This window comes from Secundilactobacillus paracollinoides (assembly GCF_001702155.1).
In the GTDB taxonomy this organism is placed as follows: domain Bacteria; phylum Bacillota; class Bacilli; order Lactobacillales; family Lactobacillaceae; genus Secundilactobacillus; species Secundilactobacillus paracollinoides.
The window spans coordinates 2,907,326-2,922,659 of sequence record NZ_CP014912.1 but is presented as its reverse complement, the minus strand read 5'-3'; the positions used below and the strand labels follow the sequence as shown (position 1 = coordinate 2,922,659).

Sequence of the window (15,334 nt, the reverse complement as noted above, 5' to 3'; positions counted from 1 at the left end):
ACGTAATGTTAGAAATGAATTTACAATTCTTCTCTCACCATAAAGGGGGCGGTTCTACTGCCAACGGTCGTGATTCTGCTGGGCGTCGTCTCGGTACGAAGGCTGCTGACGGTTCTACTGTAACCAGTGGTTCAATTCTTTATCGTCAACGTGGAACTCACATCTATCCAGGTGCCAACGTTCTTCGTGGTAACGACGATACATTATTTGCAAAGGTTGACGGTGTCGTTCGCTTCGAACGTAAGGGTCGCGATAAGCGCCAAGTTTCCGTTTACCCTGCATCAGATGTTGCTGCACGTTAAGCACAACATTTAAAAAGGCCCCGCGGGGTCTTTTTGTTTGTCATGAATTAGGGTTAGTCAGGAGGGTACGGCTATGCAAGCAAGAATAAAACAGCTTCAAGCTAAGTTTGACGACTTGCGGATCGATGGGTTCCTCGTTACGAATGCGTTTAATTTGAAGTACTTGATGAATTTTGATGGCCTTCAAGGTGATGGCGTTGCTGTAGTGACTGCCACTCGCGCGTTCTTAATAACAGATGCCCGTTATGACCTTGAGCTGCGTCGCCAGCATCCCGACTATGAGTTGATGATTACGCGCAACTACCTTGAAGTTGCAGCCAAAGTCGTTGCTGAGCAGGGCGTGACCGTGCTTGGATTTGAGGATGATCTGCCATACTTTGACTATGATCAGATCGATGACCAGATGTCTTCTGATATTGTTCCGCTGACGGGGATTATCGATCAATTGCGCTGGGTCAAGGATGCTGATGAACTTAGCGCCTTGAGAATAGCAGCCGAGTTAACCTCCGATGGGTTGATGAAAACGATTGATACGCTGCATGCTGGGCAGACTGAGCGTGAGGTTGCGAATCAACTTGACGCGACGATGCGCCAACTGGGTGCTACTGGAGAAAGTTTTGCGACGATTGTCGCTAGTGGGTATCGGTCGGCGCTGCCGCACGGTGCTGCAAGCGATAAGACCCTTCAGAATGGCGAACTTGTCACCATTGACTGTGGGTATTATTTTGACGGGTACACGTCTGATATTACCCGAACCGTGGCTGTTGGTGATCCGGGTGCAAAGTTGAAGGAAATCTACACCGTTGTTCAAACCGCACAGCAGCGCATCATTGACGCCGTTCATGATGGTGTTTCCGGACGGGTGCTTGACCAAGTAGGTCGTGAGTTGATTACCCAGGCCGGTTACGGGCCAGCTTTTAACCATGGTACTGGCCACGGCATTGGGTTGGATATTCATGAAGGACCAGCACTGTCGGCCCGTTCAACGGATACGATGCATACCAATAATGTGATCACCGTTGAGCCAGGTATCTATCTCACCGATCTCGGTGGTGTTCGAATTGAGGATGATGTTTTAGTTCAGCCTGATTCTGGATCGCGGTTAACACCAGCACCAAGAGATTTAATAATCGTATAAATAATGGAATAAATTAGCGGTCTAGCTTGCATTTAGGGGGGCTTAATTGCTATGATGGTAAAGGAAAAATTAGGAGGACTCTCGTATGGCTATTTCTACAGCAGATTTTAAAAATGGGTTAACAATCGAAGTTGACAATGCAATTTGGCGGATCGTTGAATTTCAGCACGTTAAGCCTGGTAAGGGTGGCGCCTTCGTCCGTTCAAAGTTAAAGAACTTGCGGACTGGTGCCGTTCAGGAAAAAACATTCCGTGCCGGTGCAAAGATGGAACAAGCACCAATCAACCAACGTAAAATGCAATACCTTTACGCTGATGGTGACTCACGTGTCTTCATGGATACTGATAACTACGAACAAATTTCAGTGCCTGACGAACAAATCAAAGATCAATTAGTATACTTGCAAGAAAACATGGAAGTTACCTTGATTCAATATGGTTCAGAAACACTTGGTATTGAAGTGCCAAACACCGTTGTTTTAACAGTTACAGCAACTGAACCTGGTATCAAGGGGAACACTGCTTCTGGCGGTTCAAAGCCAGCTACCATGGATACTGGGTTAATCGTTCAAGTGCCATTCTTTGTTAACGAAGGCGACAAGCTGACCATTAACACCCAAGACGGTACTTACATTTCACGTGCTTAATTAACGTTTGATCACGTTTATTTGAAACGGAGGTTCATTAATTGGCTGAAGATACAAACATTACTTTAACAGCAGAAGAACCAGCCCTCGGCAATATTCAAGTTGCCCCCCAGGTGTTGGAGATCATTGCTGGCATCGCTGCCAATGATGTTGACGGCGTGGCACGGATGCGTGGCTCATTAGCTAATAGTGTCAATGAACTGTTCGGTCGTAAGGAGCGGGGCAAGGGCGTCAAGCTGTCGTTAACTGACGATGACCTGCGCGTGGACGTTTACGTTTACTTGGACTATGGTGTGTCGGTGCCAAAAGTGGCCCTGGCCATTCAAGAACAGGTCAAACAACAGCTGCTCTTTATGACGGATCTGCACTTGAGTGAAGTCAACGTGCATGTTGAGGGCGTTATTCCTGAGAAAACAACTCAGGCGGTCGACCCAAACAACCTGTTTGATGACGATGATGAAAGTGAAGATGGTGACATTAAGTGACGCAAGAACTAACGAGACACGATATTCGCATTCGCGCCTTTCAGACGTTGTTTGCCTTGAACGCGAACCCAGAGGCTGATAAGGAAGTGCTGTATCAACAATTGCTGACTGATGATGGTAAGCTTGAGTTGAACGTGCCGCCCTATTTGGACGAACTGGTGAGTGGCGTTCTGGAAAATCAGGCAGCGTTGGATGAAAAAATCAAGCAGTACCTGATGCAGGGTTGGACCATCTCACGAATCGCGAAAACGGATTTAATTATTCTTAGAATTGCTTTCTTTGAATTAGATAACGAGCAAGACATCCCGAACCGCGTTGCGGTTAACGAAGCACTGGAACTGGCAAAACAGTTCAGTGATGATCGTTCACGACGCTTTATCAACGGTGTGTTAGCGCACGAAGTCGAAACAAACTAGATGGCATCATAAACAAGACCTTTTTGCTGAGTGCAGGGAGGTCTTTTTTAGAGCGTGGAACAGGGCGGTTGGTTTAGGCAGGAGCCCTCCGCCCTGTGAAACGCGTTTCGGCACGGCAGCATAGAACGTCATGCAGTTTTAAAATCTCTGGCAACCGAGCCTGCTAGCTTCAACGCCTCCAATCCAGACACAAACACCTCACACCGCCCACATTCCTCCGAGAGCTGAACTCAACGCGAGAATATGCTAAAATATCAAGTATCAGTATCTCGAAAAGCACGTACATAATCTTAAAGCGAGGGTGATTGAATTGGGAGACATTATCGATGGGAAGCGCGTTGCGAGTGACATTAACGCGCAAACAAAAATAGAAGTAGAAACCTTAAAAAAAAGAGGCATTGTCCCGACGCTTGTCGTAGTTATTGTTGGTGAGGACAATGCTAGCAAAATTTATGTGAGAAATAAGCATCGCAAAGCGGTTCAGCTTGGTATTAATTCAGTGGTCCGTCAATTACCGGCTGAAACAACTCAGGATGAGCTGCTGGCGGTCATTGCCGAATATAATCAAGATCCAACGGTTCACGCGCTCATGGTGCAATCGCCGTTACCGGCGCAGATTGATGAACCAGCGATTACGCGGGCCATCTCGCCGGTTAAGGACGTGGATGGCTTTCACCCAATCAACGTTGGTAAACTCTTGACAAATGCCCAACTGAACTTCCCCGTTTCTTGTACGCCAAAGGGCATTATGAGCATGTTACGGGCATATAACGTCCCATTAGAAGGCGCACATGCCGTTATCGTTGGCCGGTCAAATATTGTTGGGCGGCCAATGGCAGCTCTTTTGTTGAATGCCAACGCAACTGTGACGATCGTCCACCATCATTCTGGTGATCTGTCTCAATATACGAAGACGGCTGATATTTTAGTGGTTGCCACAGGAATTGCCCACTTAATTAAACGCGGCGATGTTAAGCCTGGGGCGACAGTGATCGATGTCGGCATGGACCGTGATGAGAATGGTAAATTAACGGGGGATGTCGACTTCGATGGGGTGAAGGATGTTGCCGGTCTGATCACCCCCGTACCAGGCGGTGTTGGTCCGATGACCATTGCAACCTTACTACAACAAACTGTTGAATTAGCAAAATGGAGTGACTAATTTGGAACCAAGTGAATACTTAACGGTGACCGCGTTAACAGCCTATATTAAGCGGAAATTTGATAATGATCCGTACCTTGGCAAAATCTATTTGACTGGGGAGATCTCAAACTTCCGGTTACGGCGTAATGCGCACCAGTACTTTAGCTTGAAAGATGACCATGCAAAAATCAGTGCGATCATGTTCAAATCGGCTTTTAGTAAAATTAAATTCATGCCTGAAGAAGGCATGAAGGTCTTGGTGACGGGGCGCATTTCGCTGTACGAACCAAGCGGCAGTTATCAAATCTATGTGGATCACATGGAACCAGATGGCGTTGGTCAGTTTTATCAAGCCTATGAACAGTTGAAGAAAAAATTGGCCGAAGAGGGCCTGTTTAATGCATCGAAAAAGCCGTTGCCACGTTTTCCAAAACGGATTGCGGTTGTCACGAGCCCTAGTGGGTCAGTGATTCGAGATATTATCACGACAACGCGGCGTCGTTACCCAATTGCCCAGATCGTGCTGTTCCCAGCCCTTGTTCAGGGAACTGAAGCGGCGCCAGACATTGTGCGTCAGATCAATCGGGCAAATAGTATTGGCGGCTTTGATACACTTATCATTGGTCGGGGCGGTGGGTCGATTGAAGACCTCTGGCCGTTCAACGAAGAAACGGTTGCCCGAGCCATTTTTGCGAGTCAGATTCCAGTGATTTCATCCGTGGGGCATGAAACGGACACTACGATCGCTGATCTGGTAGCGGATGTTCGGGCAGCAACGCCAACGGCCGCTGGTGAACTGGCAGTCCCTGTGCTCAGCGATGTGTTACTGGAGATCGGCCGAGATCGGGTGCGGTTGCTTAATGCGTTTCGTCATGAGTTATCCCTGCTGCAAGAACGACTCACTAAGCTAAGACAGACCTATGTTTTCGAGCAGCCTGAGCGGCTGTACGAAGGTTACAGTCAAAAGGTGGATCAGTTAAGCCGCCAGCTAGAGCAAACGATGACGCACCGCGTCACGTTAACGCAGACGCAGTTAACAGCGGACCATGATCGATTGATGGCCGCGACACCAGCTACCCAGGTTGCACAACTCACCCAAACAACGCATGATCTTCAAGCTAGACTGAATCGCGGTGCCCAGCAGACCCTGTTGAATCATCAGCAGCATCTGGGGCAGCTCGCGCAGTCCCTGGACTTCCTAAGTCCGCTTAAAGTAATGGGGCGTGGGTACAGCTACGTGACAAGTGACGATAAGGTGCTTGCCAGCACAGCAGACCTGGCTGTAAACGAAACGGTGACCATGCATTTTAAAGATGGTCAAGCGACTGCAGAAATTAAGACTATTAAAACGACAGATAAGGACTGATAATTGTGAGTCAAGACGCAAACGAAACACCAACATTTGAAGAAAATTTAACCCAACTCGAACAGATCGTAACCGAATTAGAGAAGGGAAATGTCCCGTTAGAACAGGCATTGTCACAGTTTAAACAAGGGGTGGCACTCAGTCACGACCTGCAACAACGATTGAGCGAAGCAGAAAAGACCCTTGCTGAAATGATGACCGATGACGATCAAACGGTCGCTTTTGAAAAACCGGAGGCGTCCGACTCGAATGACGATCAGTAAACAATTAGCAACGTTTGAAGCCAATTTTCGGCCACTGATCAATACGTATTTGACGGAAAATCTGCCAAAAGATGTGGATCAGTCAATTCTCTCTGATGCCATGGCTTACTCAGTGAACGCCGGCGGCAAACTACTCCGACCATTACTGACGCTGGCAGTTTTAGTGGCAGCGGGCCAGTCAGAAATCGCAACGGGGCAACTTCGTGCAGCAAGTGCGTTAGAGCTCCTGCATACTTATTCATTGATTCATGATGATCTGCCAGCAATGGACAACGATGATCTCCGGCGCGGTGTGCCCACAAATCACGTTAAATTTGGTGCCGGAATGGCCACGTTGGCAGGTGATGGGCTGTTAACGCTGGCGTTCCAGTGGGTTGCTGACAATGACCTGCCAGCGGATCAAAAATTGGCGCTTGTTAACGCGTTGGCTGTTAATGCCGGCCCTAGCGGTATGGTGGCAGGTCAAGCTGATGATATTTCAAACGAACATCATCAGCTTGCCTTGCCCGCACTTGAGAATCTACACCGCCATAAAACGGGCGCGCTGCTACACTACGCTGTTCAGGCTGGGTGCATTATGGCGCAAACAACGCCACAAGAAACAGCGGCCTTGCTCACCTTTGCGGATCAGTTTGGGTTGGCTTTCCAGATCTATGATGACCTGTTAGACGTGACGTCGACTGCAGAACAACTTGGCAAACGCGTGCATAAGGATGCTCAGGAGTCTAAGAACACCTACCCAGGGTTGTTTGGTGTTGAAGGCACCAAGACCCGACTGGCAGAAGTTGTTGCAGCCGCAAAAACGGCTTTAGAACCACTTTCACAAGACTCACAATTAGATGTTACATTACTCACTGCATTTCTAAGTTATTTTCAGATTGAAGGATAGGTGCCACGATGGAAAAACAACGTGTCGATGTACTACTCGTCACACAGGGGTTATTTGAGACCCGCGAAAAGGCTAAACGCGCCGTTATGGCGGGCGAAGTTCTTGGTAACAATGAGGAGCGACTGGACAAACCGGGGGTCAAGATTCCCGTTGACACCGATCTGCACATTAAGGGAAAGCCATTACCTTATGTGAGCCGCGGTGGACTGAAATTAGCGAAAGCGCTGCAGGTGTTTTCTATTAGCGTGCAGGATAAAATCGTTTTGGATATTGGCTCGTCGACCGGCGGCTTCACGGATGTGATGTTGCAAAATGGCGCGCAATTGTCCTATGCATTAGACGTCGGCAGCAATCAGCTCGTTTGGAAACTGCGTCAGGATGATCGGGTTGTCGTTATGGAGCACACGAATTTTCGGTACAGTAAGCCCGAAGATTTTACCCACGGTCGGCCGTCGTTTTCATCTATTGATGTCTCGTTTATTTCCCTATCGCTGATTCTGCCGCCGCTTAAGCAGATCTTACTGCCTGACGGTGACGTGGTTGCTCTGATCAAGCCGCAGTTTGAGGCGGGTCGCGAATACGTTGGGAAACATGGCATTATTAAGGATTCCAAGGTGCATGAAATGGTTATTAACAAGGTCATTCAACTCGCGCTGGACAGCGGATACAGTGTTGAGAACCTGGACTTTTCACCGATCACTGGTGGTGAAGGCAATATTGAGTTCTTAGTCCACCTGCATTCAGTTGAAACGACGACAGCGGTTGCCGAAAGTGTTGATCCGGCTGCAACCGTCGAAAACGCGCATCGAATACTCAATGCATAAAACCCACAAATGACTTTTAAAATCTTGTGAAAGGGGTTATCATAGGAACTAAATTGATTGAAAACGTAGGGAGATGGCCACATGAAAAAGCAGGATCGGCAGCGTTTAATCCGGCAATTACTTAGCACACAGGATATTGAGCGCCAAGAAGATTTCGTAAAACTACTAGAAGAACAAAATATTCATGTGACCCAGGCGACCATTTCACGGGATATTAAGGAAATGCAACTGGTTAAAGTGCCGTCGATCTCCGGTGGCTATCGGTATAACATGCCGATTCAAAAGAAACTGGATACCAAAAAGAAGTTAAAACGAACCCTGCGAGATGCCTATGTGAGCTTTAGTGTTCAGGGGAAAGATACTTTTTTGAAGGTGTTACCAGGAAATGGGCCGGCAATCGCATCTCTCATCGACCAAATGAAGTATGATTTTGTGTTTGGCACAATTGGTGATGACGAGACGGTGCTGACCATTTGTAAAAGTGACGAGGGTGCACTGGCACTTCAGGATGTTGTCGATGATCTCTTAAAATAAGACGGGTTGGATTTTACGTCACGGTAAAATCTAGCTCGTTTTCCATTATTATCCTGGGTGTGAATCGCGTGGCAAATAAGGAGGTTAGCGGTTGTTACAGGAACTTTCAATTAAAAATTTTGCAATCATCGCCAGTCTTGACGTGGAATTTGAAAACGGCATGACGGTGCTGACTGGTGAAACCGGTGCCGGAAAATCAATTATTATTGATGCCGTCGGTCTGTTAGCCGGCGGCCGCGGGTCGCAGCATTTTGTCCGAACTGGTGCGGATAAGGCGGTTATCCAGGGGGCGTTTATTTTTCCAAAGGATGGTGCCACGTACCACATGCTGGATGATCTTGGCATCGATTACGATGACGGTGCCATTATCTTGCAGCGTGAGATCTACCGCAGCGGCCGTAATATTTGTCGGGTCAATGGGATGCTGGTCAATACATCGACCTTAAAGCAACTTGGTGAGACGATCGTCGATATTCATGGGCAAAACGAACATCAAGAACTCATGCAGCCGGATAAACATTTACGGTTACTTGATGAATTCGGTGGTAAACCAGTCGCGCAGTTGCGTCAGGAGTATCACTCGGCATACGATCAGTATCAACACTTGCATCAGGCCATGGTCGAACGCAACACGCACCGAAACGAGTGGGCGCAACGATTGGACATGTTGCGCTTTCAGGTTGCAGAAATTAAGGATGCTGATCTCAAACCAGATGAAGAAACGCAACTGACGCAGCAACGCGATCGACTGACCAATTTTCAAAAGATCAACGCTGCCCTTCAGGAGGGGTTCTTAGCCCTAAATGGTGAGGAGGACGCTCCTGGCGCGCTGGATCTGAGCGGTCAGGCGATGAACGCACTTGCCAGGATTACAGCACTTGATCCGGAGTATGAAAAATTGCACGACGCGTTATCGTCAGCTTACTATGCCCTGCAGGATGCTTCCGGTGAGCTCTCTCGTCAGGCAGATCTGATGGAGTGGGACGAAAATAAGCTGGATGAGATCGAACAGCGGCTGGAGGTTATCCACCAATTAAAACGAAAGTACGGCGATTCAGAAGCTCAGATCTTAGCTTACTATGATAAAATCAGTCACGAATTAACGGATATGGAAGCTGCGGAATTAGATGAGGGTGATCTGGATACCCAGCTCACAAAGCAGGAAACGCATTTAACTGCCCTTGGCAAGCAGCTGTCCAAACAGCGCCACCAAATCGCAAAGAAACTTGAAGTGGCTGTTAAGGGCGAACTGGGTGATCTCTACATGGCCAAAACGGTCTTTCAGGTCCGGTTTAAAACCCTTGGCGAGCATCAATTTTATGCGACTGGGTTGGATGACGTTGAATTCTACATTCAGCCAAACCCTGGCGAAGAGATCCGGCCGCTGGCTAAAATCGCCTCTGGTGGTGAATTATCACGTCTGATGCTGGCGTTAAAAACGATTTTTTCTCAATCACAGGGTGTGACGTCGATTATTTTCGACGAAGTAGATACAGGGGTTTCCGGTCGCGTGGCACAAGCCATTGCTGAAAAGATCAGCGGTATCGCCCAGAACTCTCAAGTGCTGTGCATTACGCATTTACCGCAAGTTGCGGCCATGAGTGACCACCACTACTTCATTGCCAAAGAAGTGATCGGCAAACGGACGGAAACACATATCCAACGCCTAAATACTAAGGGACGGGTGACGGAACTCGCCCGCATGTTGGCAGGCACAACCGTGACCGAACTCACGCTAGACCATGCACAAGAATTGTTGAACATGGCTAAAGATGAAAAGAAAACTGCCAAATGATGGCATAAAAAAACTGCAACTTATCCTAGAATGGATGGTTGCAGTTTTTGACTTTTATGTGCTGGACGTACCCAGCGATTACCCGAGTTAGTAGTCTAAACGGGAGATAAAGCTGATTTGATTCAGATGTGCGATACTGGTCATAGTATCGTGGGGAATTGTGACAAGGACGGTATTTTTTGGGCCACGTTTGAGGTAGCCGGTCATGGTCGATTCAGGGTCGCCGGTAAGGGTTAGTTGAACGTGATAGTGACGAGTAATGGCCTGATCAATAAAGTATTGCCGCTGCTGTGTTGGCATAGCACTTGGTTGATCTAGGGCAAGCAACTGGCGGTAACCAGCGTTAAGTTGCGTCGATAGTTTTTTTAAAGCAGAAGTTTCGTTTGTCATGAATATCACCTCGAACATTTGTTTGCATAGCCTATTATACGAACTAATGTTTGTTTTGACAATAGGTTTTTGAAATTTTTTTGACAAGTGATGTAAAACCAACGAATAGCGCTTGCCAAGTTGTATTGGAACGTGCGATAATTATTTTTATTATCACTCAAAAAATTAAGGGGATCTCGATCAATGACAAAACGAGGCATGCTGATTGTCCTGTCCGGCCCTTCTGGTGTCGGTAAAGGTACCGTACGTAAGGCACTATTTGACGAAGGCGACACCGACTTTCAATACTCTATTTCAATGACCACCCGGCAACCACGGGACGGCGAAAAGAATGGTGTGGACTACTTTTTCGTTTCGAAAGAGCAGTTTGAAGATAACATTCAAAATGGCGAGATGCTGGAATACGCCAAATACGTTGACAACTACTATGGCACACCGTTAAACTATGTAAATGAGACCTTGGATTCTGGCAAGGACGTTTTTTTGGAAATTGAAGTGAACGGGGCGATGCAGGTTCGCGCCAACTGCCCCGATGCTGTTTTTGTCTTTTTGACCCCGCCTGACCTTATGGAATTAAAGCACCGGCTGATCAATCGTGGTACGGAAGACATTGAAGTCATCAATGCCCGGATTAAAAAAGCAGTGGGCGAAATTAAGATGATGCGCAACTATGACTATGCAGTGGTCAACGACGAAGTAGAAAATGCCGTTGCCAGCATTCGGACGATCATCCGTTCCGAACGGTTACGGGTGACCCGAGTAATGCCAGATTATGAACAAATGATCGGAGAGGAAGATTAATTATGTTACTTTACCCATCAGTTGATGATTTACTAGAACGTGTTGATTCACGTTACTCTTTAATTATGCTAGCAAGCAAGCGGGCACACGAATTAGACGCTGGCGCAAAGCCACTCTTGGACGACTACAAGTCGCCAAAGACCATTGGCCGGGCACTGGAAGAAATTGCAGCCGGTAAGGTTATGATTGACCCGGATAACGAAGAGGCGATTTAATAGCGTGGAACAAGGCGGTTAGAGGGCGGAGCGTAAGCTGACTCTGACGTAAATGCCTGAACTTGGCATTTGTGTCAGAGTTGGCTTATGCAGGAGCCCTCTGCCTTGTGAAACGCGTTTCGGCAACGTCGCCAAGAACGAAACATCCAAGTTCAAGGCAAACAACCACTACCGAAAAAATGAAACCCGCAAAAGCATCACACACATGAGAACGGAGAGGCCGACATATCTGTCAGGGCCGCTCCGTTTTTTAAGCACAAAAGCTAGTGGGCGGGCCATCCAAAGTATTAAACAAAGCTGTGGCGGTGGTTGCCATAAATTGCGATGATGAACTGCATTGGTTGGGTGATTCACTTTGAAACCGTCCGGTAATTAAGCTCCCATTAACAGCACAGGGATTGGCTTTCTGAAAAGAAGTCGTATTCATCATTCTTAGAACTGTGCCCCGCACGCATTTCTTGGTACAATGGATACTAACAAGGCTAACGGAGGCATCAGCATGTTAAACGATAAAAATGTGGCACTCTACGTCACGGGCAGTATTGCTGCCTATAAATCTCTTTACTTAACCCGCTTGTTAGTAAAAGCGGGGGCGCACGTTCGTGTGGTGATGACACCCGCAGCCCAGGCGTTTGTTACCCCGATGAGTTTTCAAGTGCTGTCTAAAAATTCAGTTTTAACGTCAGTATTTAATGGTAAGACACCAACTGCAGTTGATCACATTGAATTAGCCGACTGGACGGATTACGCTGTCGTCGCACCCGCGAGTGCAGATATTATTGGTAAACTTGCAAACGGCATCGCGGATGATATGGCAAGTCTCACCCTGATGGCGACGACTGCGCCCATTTTGGTGGCGCCGGCCATGAATGAACACATGTTAAATCAACCGGCTGTGCAGCGAAATCTTGCTGCATTAACAGCTGACGGTGTGCACTTTGTGGCCCCGGGCACTGGGTTTCTTGCTGAGGGCTACAACGGTCAGGGCCGGTTAGCAGAACCAGAAACGATTCTAGCTGAACTCCAACTGTTGTCGCGGCCTAAAACCGTGTATACCGGTAAAAAAGTGCTGGTCACGGCCGGGGGAACTCGCGAACGAATTGATCCCGTTCGGTTTATTACAAATGACTCTTCTGGTAAAATGGGGTACGCGTTAGCAACCGAATTGGTGGCACGAGGGGCTGATGTGACGCTGATCTCAGCACCAACAAAGCTTGCCGCCCCAACCGGGACCCACGTGGTGCCCGTTACGACGACGGAAGAGTTAGCGGAGGCTGTGACGACGCATTTTCCTAAGGCAGATATTTTAGTGATGGCAGCCGCCGTCGCAGATTTTCGACCAAAAACAAGTGTGACACAAAAAATCAAAAAAACGAGTGATAACGATGAAATGACGCTGTCACTCGTGAAAACAACGGATATTTTAAAAACGGCAGCGACCCTTAAACGACCAGGCCAACTGACCGTTGGGTTTGCTGCAGAAACACAAAATTTAATCGCTAACGCAACTAAGAAGTTGACCAGTAAGGCGCTTGATCTGCTCATCGCAAACGATGTTTCCCAACCTGGCGTTGGGTTTAATGGGGATACAAATCAAGTCACGATTTTGAGCAAGAATAAGGCGCCCGTGACAACTGCCCTAGTCTCTAAAACGGCAGTGGCAGGCATTATCGTCGACGAATTAGAACGGTTAGTTGATTCAAAAGAGGGGTAAGTCATGTCTCAGGTTGCAGAAGTCATTGTTGATGTGCCAACGATGCAAACGAACACGCCGTATTCATATTTGATTCCTGCTGCGCTGACAACGCCCTTACTGCCGGGAATGCGCGTGATCGTGCCCTTTGGAAATGGCAGTCGAAAGGTTCAGGGATTTGTGTGGCAGGTGCACGAGCAAGTACCCACGACCCACGAATTAAAAACGATCGATAGCGTCATGGATCTCAGTCCGGTTCTGAATAAAGAGTTATTGGCGATGGCTGATTGGCTGGCGAAAACGACTTTTGCGTTTACTATCACCGTGTTATTGACGATGCTGCCAAACGCCTTGAAAGCTGCTTATGAACGCTGGGCGACACCTAATTCGGACTTAGATCCGGCCTCAAAGAAACGACTTTTTGGCGAGCAGGAAAAAATTGAGCTGACGGATAAATTACCGGCTGCCCAACTTAATGAACTGATGGGCTTGTATCGGAAACATGAGATCTCGGTAACCTACGAAGTGAAAAGTAAGGGCCATGTCAAACAAGTGACAATGGTGAAGCCGGCAATGAGTGTGGCTGAACTACAGGAAGCCAAGCAACAACTTCGGATAACTGCTGTCAAACAGGCTGACCTATTAGATTATTTAGTGACCCAGACGGACCTTATCAGCCAACCAGCGCTGGAGAAAACGCTCGGCATTACGAGTACCGTCATTAAGAATGCTGCGGAAAAGGGCTGGCTGACGCGGTTCCAAGCGGAAGTGTATCGCGACCCGTTGAGTCGGGCGGTCGATAAGACTCGGCCGTTGCACCTGAATGAGGCGCAACAAAAAGCAGTCAGTGCCATTTGTGCCGCAACGGATGACCACGAAGACACAACATTTCTTCTTGAGGGTGTGACGGGAAGTGGCAAGACGGAGGTGTATCTGCAAGCCATCGCCAATGCACTTGAAAAGGGGCAAAATGCCCTGATGTTAGTCCCAGAAATTTCCCTGACGCCGCAGATCGTTGGCCGGGTCAGAGGACGCTTTGGTAAACAAGTTGCCGTGCTACATAGTGGGTTGTCGGCCGGAGAACGGTTTGATGAGTGGCGGCGAATCGACCGTGGCGAAGCTCGTGTCGTTGTTGGCGCGCGGTCTGCAGTGTTTGCGCCACTGACCAACATCGGCATCATCATCATGGATGAGGAACACGAAGCGAGTTATAAACAGGACGACAATCCACGGTATCACGCCCGCGACGTCGCGTTATGGCGTAGTCGTTATCACCACTGCCCAGTTGTATTGGGGAGTGCAACACCATCTTTGGAGAGTCGTGCAAGGGCGCAGAAGAATCGCTATCAGCGATTACTGTTGCCAACGCGAGTTAACCAACAAGCGTTACCTGAAGCCACGATCGTGGATATGACGCAGGAACTGCAAAAACATGCTGAAAGTACGTTTTCTTCTCCCCTAATGGCGGCGGTGAACGACCGGTTAGCCAAGGGTGAGCAGACGCTTTTGATGCTTAATCGCCGCGGCTATTCGTCATTTGTGATGTGTCGTGATTGCGGGTTTGTCTTAAAGTGTCCAAACTGTGATATTTCATTGACGCTTCACATGGACAGCCACAGTATGAAATGCCACTATTGCGGACATGAGGAGCCAATTCCTCAAATTTGTCCAAATTGTCATTCACACCATATTCGCTACTATGGGACGGGGACGCAAAAGGTTGAAACAGAACTCAAACAACTGTTACCAACAGCTCGAATCTTGCGAATGGATGTGGATACCACGCGGCGCAAGGGTGCTCATGAGCGCCTTTTGCGACAGTTTGGCAACCACGAAGCGGATATCCTGCTGGGGACACAAATGATTGCGAAGGGACTGGATTTTCCCGATGTGACATTAGTTGGCGTGTTGAACGCCGATACTGCGCTTAGCCTACCCGATTTTCGGTCGAGCGAGCGCACATTCCAACTGTTGACTCAGGTGAGCGGGCGAGCCGGCCGGGCACAAAAACCAGGTCAGGTTTTTATTCAAACGTATAATCCGGAGCACTATGCCATTCAACTGGCGAAGTCGCAGGACTATGAGCGGTTTTTCTTGACCGAAATGAAATTGCGGCACCAGGGCAACTATCCGCCGTACTATTTTGCGGTTAAGGTGACAGCCAGTGACGTTGAGGAACGGGTTGCGGCGGCTGCCATTCATCAAATTGCCGCCCAATTACAAGCTGGGATGAGTCAAAGTGCGATTGTCCTTGGCCCGACGCCAAGCGCAATTGCTCGTGTGAATAAGCGGTACTACTATCAATTAGTGATCAAGTATAAGCAGGAGCCGCAATTGTCGGCGCTCTTATTTAATCTACTGAATCAAGCACAAAAGAATCGAAAAGGATTGCAGATTGCAATCGATAATAATCCAATGAGTTTTATGTAAAAG

At 48.1% G+C, this 15,334-nt stretch carries 17 protein-coding genes; 16 read left to right on the top strand and 1 reads right to left on the bottom strand.

Going from position 1 to position 15,334, the window contains the following annotated elements; all coding sequences use genetic code 11:
- The first annotated feature begins 5 nt into the window (after nucleotides 1-5).
- From rpmA to recN, 12 genes are all read left to right on the top strand, one after another.
- Nucleotides 6-302: a 50S ribosomal protein L27 gene (gene rpmA, locus AYR61_RS12790; RefSeq protein WP_054707020.1), complete on the top strand. Its 297-nt coding sequence runs from the start codon at nucleotides 6-8 to the stop codon at nucleotides 300-302.
- Nucleotides 303-375: 73 nt separating this feature from the next.
- Complete coding sequence (locus tag AYR61_RS12785; protein WP_065903351.1) at nucleotides 376-1,440, top strand: M24 family metallopeptidase; 1,065 nt, start codon at nucleotides 376-378, stop codon at nucleotides 1,438-1,440.
- An 85-nt stretch (nucleotides 1,441-1,525) separates the two neighbouring features.
- A complete protein-coding gene (gene efp, locus AYR61_RS12780; RefSeq protein WP_054707023.1) occupies nucleotides 1,526-2,086 on the top strand; it encodes an elongation factor P in 561 nt (186 codons plus the stop codon).
- Between the two features lie 41 nt (nucleotides 2,087-2,127).
- Nucleotides 2,128-2,571, top strand: coding sequence for an Asp23/Gls24 family envelope stress response protein (locus tag AYR61_RS12775; protein WP_054707026.1), 444 nt, complete (start codon nucleotides 2,128-2,130; stop codon nucleotides 2,569-2,571).
- Nucleotides 2,568-2,987: a transcription antitermination factor NusB gene (nusB, locus tag AYR61_RS12770; RefSeq protein WP_054707029.1), complete on the top strand. Its 420-nt coding sequence runs from the start codon at nucleotides 2,568-2,570 to the stop codon at nucleotides 2,985-2,987. The genes AYR61_RS12775 and nusB overlap by 4 nt, the downstream gene beginning before the upstream one ends.
- A 310-nt stretch (nucleotides 2,988-3,297) precedes the next feature.
- Complete coding sequence (locus AYR61_RS12765; RefSeq protein ID WP_054707032.1) at nucleotides 3,298-4,149, top strand: bifunctional 5,10-methylenetetrahydrofolate dehydrogenase/5,10-methenyltetrahydrofolate cyclohydrolase; 852 nt, start codon at nucleotides 3,298-3,300, stop codon at nucleotides 4,147-4,149.
- Between the two features lies 1 nt (nucleotide 4,150).
- A complete protein-coding gene (xseA, locus tag AYR61_RS12760) occupies nucleotides 4,151-5,497 on the top strand; it encodes an exodeoxyribonuclease VII large subunit (protein WP_056987651.1) in 1,347 nt (448 codons plus the stop codon).
- Nucleotides 5,498-5,502: 5 nt separating this feature from the next.
- Entirely contained in the window at nucleotides 5,503-5,760 is a 258-nt protein-coding gene (locus tag AYR61_RS12755; protein WP_054707035.1) for an exodeoxyribonuclease VII small subunit, read from the top strand.
- Nucleotides 5,747-6,649 (top strand): polyprenyl synthetase family protein, encoded by a 903-nt coding sequence (locus AYR61_RS12750; protein ID WP_082409094.1) that lies wholly within the window; start codon nucleotides 5,747-5,749, stop codon nucleotides 6,647-6,649. Before AYR61_RS12755 ends, AYR61_RS12750 begins: the two co-directional genes overlap by 14 nt.
- A gap of 8 nt (nucleotides 6,650-6,657) precedes the next feature.
- Nucleotides 6,658-7,473, top strand: coding sequence for a TlyA family RNA methyltransferase (locus AYR61_RS12745; protein WP_054707037.1), 816 nt, complete (start codon nucleotides 6,658-6,660; stop codon nucleotides 7,471-7,473).
- 81 nt (nucleotides 7,474-7,554) lie between these two features.
- The gene (locus AYR61_RS12740) at nucleotides 7,555-8,007 is read left to right on the top strand and encodes an arginine repressor (RefSeq protein ID WP_054707041.1); all 453 of its coding nucleotides are present in this window, start codon (nucleotides 7,555-7,557) and stop codon (nucleotides 8,005-8,007) included.
- Between the two features lie 91 nt (nucleotides 8,008-8,098).
- Entirely contained in the window at nucleotides 8,099-9,802 is a 1,704-nt protein-coding gene (recN, locus tag AYR61_RS12735) for a DNA repair protein RecN (protein ID WP_065903345.1), read from the top strand.
- An 87-nt stretch (nucleotides 9,803-9,889) separates the two neighbouring features.
- On the opposite strand, the gene AYR61_RS12730 is transcribed toward recN, so the two are convergent.
- A complete protein-coding gene (locus AYR61_RS12730) occupies nucleotides 9,890-10,192 on the bottom strand; it encodes a hypothetical protein (RefSeq protein WP_054707048.1) in 303 nt (100 codons plus the stop codon).
- Between the two features lie 183 nt (nucleotides 10,193-10,375).
- Between AYR61_RS12730 and gmk the strand changes: the two genes are divergently transcribed.
- From gmk to priA, 4 genes are all read left to right on the top strand, one after another.
- Nucleotides 10,376-10,993: a guanylate kinase gene (gmk, locus tag AYR61_RS12725; protein ID WP_065903344.1), complete on the top strand. Its 618-nt coding sequence runs from the start codon at nucleotides 10,376-10,378 to the stop codon at nucleotides 10,991-10,993.
- Between the two features lie 2 nt (nucleotides 10,994-10,995).
- Nucleotides 10,996-11,208, top strand: a complete 213-nt coding sequence (rpoZ, locus tag AYR61_RS12720; protein ID WP_054707053.1) for a DNA-directed RNA polymerase subunit omega — start codon at nucleotides 10,996-10,998, stop codon at nucleotides 11,206-11,208.
- A gap of 499 nt (nucleotides 11,209-11,707) precedes the next feature.
- A complete protein-coding gene (gene coaBC / locus AYR61_RS12715) occupies nucleotides 11,708-12,922 on the top strand; it encodes a bifunctional phosphopantothenoylcysteine decarboxylase/phosphopantothenate--cysteine ligase CoaBC (RefSeq protein ID WP_156770489.1) in 1,215 nt (404 codons plus the stop codon).
- A gap of 3 nt (nucleotides 12,923-12,925) precedes the next feature.
- Nucleotides 12,926-15,331, top strand: a complete 2,406-nt coding sequence (gene priA, locus AYR61_RS12710; RefSeq protein WP_065903333.1) for a primosomal protein N' — start codon at nucleotides 12,926-12,928, stop codon at nucleotides 15,329-15,331.
- Nucleotides 15,332-15,334 lie beyond the last annotated feature (3 nt).

Coding starts and splice junctions, on each gene's coding strand:
- rpmA (WP_054707020.1), top strand. CDS start 6: ATGTTAGAAATGAATTTACAATTCTTCTCTCACCATAAAGGGGGCGGT.
- AYR61_RS12785 (WP_065903351.1), top strand. CDS start 376: ATGCAAGCAAGAATAAAACAGCTTCAAGCTAAGTTTGACGACTTGCGG.
- efp (WP_054707023.1), top strand. CDS start 1,526: ATGGCTATTTCTACAGCAGATTTTAAAAATGGGTTAACAATCGAAGTT.
- AYR61_RS12750 (WP_082409094.1), top strand. CDS start 5,747: ATGACGATCAGTAAACAATTAGCAACGTTTGAAGCCAATTTTCGGCCA.
- AYR61_RS12745 (WP_054707037.1), top strand. CDS start 6,658: ATGGAAAAACAACGTGTCGATGTACTACTCGTCACACAGGGGTTATTT.
- AYR61_RS12740 (WP_054707041.1), top strand. CDS start 7,555: ATGAAAAAGCAGGATCGGCAGCGTTTAATCCGGCAATTACTTAGCACA.
- AYR61_RS12730 (WP_054707048.1), bottom strand. CDS start 10,192: ATGACAAACGAAACTTCTGCTTTAAAAAAACTATCGACGCAACTTAAC.
- gmk (WP_065903344.1), top strand. CDS start 10,376: ATGACAAAACGAGGCATGCTGATTGTCCTGTCCGGCCCTTCTGGTGTC.
- rpoZ (WP_054707053.1), top strand. CDS start 10,996: ATGTTACTTTACCCATCAGTTGATGATTTACTAGAACGTGTTGATTCA.
- coaBC (WP_156770489.1), top strand. CDS start 11,708: ATGTTAAACGATAAAAATGTGGCACTCTACGTCACGGGCAGTATTGCT.
- priA (WP_065903333.1), top strand. CDS start 12,926: ATGTCTCAGGTTGCAGAAGTCATTGTTGATGTGCCAACGATGCAAACG.